This is a genomic window from Frankia sp. Hr75.2 (assembly GCF_949319125.1).
Lineage (GTDB): Bacteria > Actinomycetota > Actinomycetes > Frankiales > Frankiaceae > Parafrankia > Parafrankia soli.
In genome coordinates this window covers 1-1,344 of sequence record NZ_CASGGV010000156.1, presented here as the reverse complement: position 1 = coordinate 1,344, position 1,344 = coordinate 1, and the positions used below count along the sequence as shown (strand labels likewise).

Below are 1,344 nucleotides of genomic sequence, written 5' to 3'. Positions count from 1 at the left end.
GTGCGCCGTGAGGCGCTCTGTTGTATCCCCAGCGCAGCTGGGATGGATTCGGAGGAGGATCCTTGGGTTCGCTGGCTTACCTCGGCCCGAAAGGGTTTCGGGGGACAGCAGCATGCCAGAAGACGGCGGGCGTCGCGAAGGCGTCGAAGGCGGGCCGCCGTTGGACCCGCGTGATATGGCGAAAGCTGGATTGCCTGAATTCCAATCTCCAGACGGTAGATGTGAGGACCCATCGGAAAGACGTCTGAAACCGATGCCACGTCCTGCACTGGCCAGATCCGTGGGCTGGTGCATCCTTCGGGTCGTGGGGCGATGCCCAGTGAGGGCATTCAAGGAGATGAGTGGAACGCCTAAGTCGCGCTCGATACGTACAGCAGGGTCGTACCGCGGGATCGCCTAAGGGGCGCGAGCCCTAAGGTGACGGAGTTCCCGTAGTAGTCGTGGGAGTAACGCCCCACCAGGGACGGCATGAAAGATGTCGACAGGGCGAAGGGGAACAGGTGGCCGGATACTCAATGGACGGGAGGCATGCGTAATGCAGAGCGCCGAAACGGTCCTTGGTGTCCTCCGTGAACGTGGAAGGAGAGGGCTGCCGCTGGAGCGAGTGTACCGACAGCTGTTCAACCCGGCGCTGTACCTGATGGCCTACGGGCGTCTGTACTCCAACAAGGGGGCGATGACCCCCGGGGTGACCGGGGAGACCGTGGACGGCATGTCGCTGGCTACCATCGACCGTATCGTCGATGCGATGCGCCACGAGCGCTACCGATGGAAACCGGTGAAGCGGGTGTACATCCCGAAGAAGAACGGGAAGAAACGCCCGCTGGGCCTGCCGACCTGGTCGGACAAGCTGGTCGCCGAGGTCGTGCGCCTGCTGTTGGAGGCGTACTACGAACCGACCTTCTCCGACCGTTCCCACGGGTTCCGCCCAGGCAGAGGCTGCCACACTGCACTCGGTGAGGTGGTCGATGTCTGGAAAGGGACACACTGGTTCATTGAGGGCGACATCGCCCGCTGTTTCGACGAGTTCGACCATCAGGTCATGCTCGACACGGTGAGCGAGAGAATCCACGACAACCGGTTCCTGGGACTCCTGAAGGCCATGCTGCGCGCGGGGTATCTGGAGGACTGGAAATGGGGAGCGACGCTGTCCGGAACGCCACAGGGCGGTCCGGCGTCCCCGATCCTTTCCAATATCTATCTCGACCGGATGGACAGCTTCATCGTGACACACCTGCTCCCGGACTACAACCGGGGCGAACGCAGGGCACCCAACCCTGCCTACCAGAAAATCGAATCCGCGATCGCGCGTGCCCGGCGGCACGGCGTCCGGCCAGCATTACG

General features: G+C 62.9%; 1 protein-coding gene. It reads left to right on the top strand.

Annotated elements, in window-relative coordinates; all coding sequences use genetic code 11:
- Nucleotides 1-535: 535 nt before the first annotated feature.
- Nucleotides 536-1,344: reverse transcriptase domain-containing protein (locus AC559T_RS13275; protein WP_498868893.1), on the top strand; the 809-nt coding region annotated here is incomplete at its 3' end.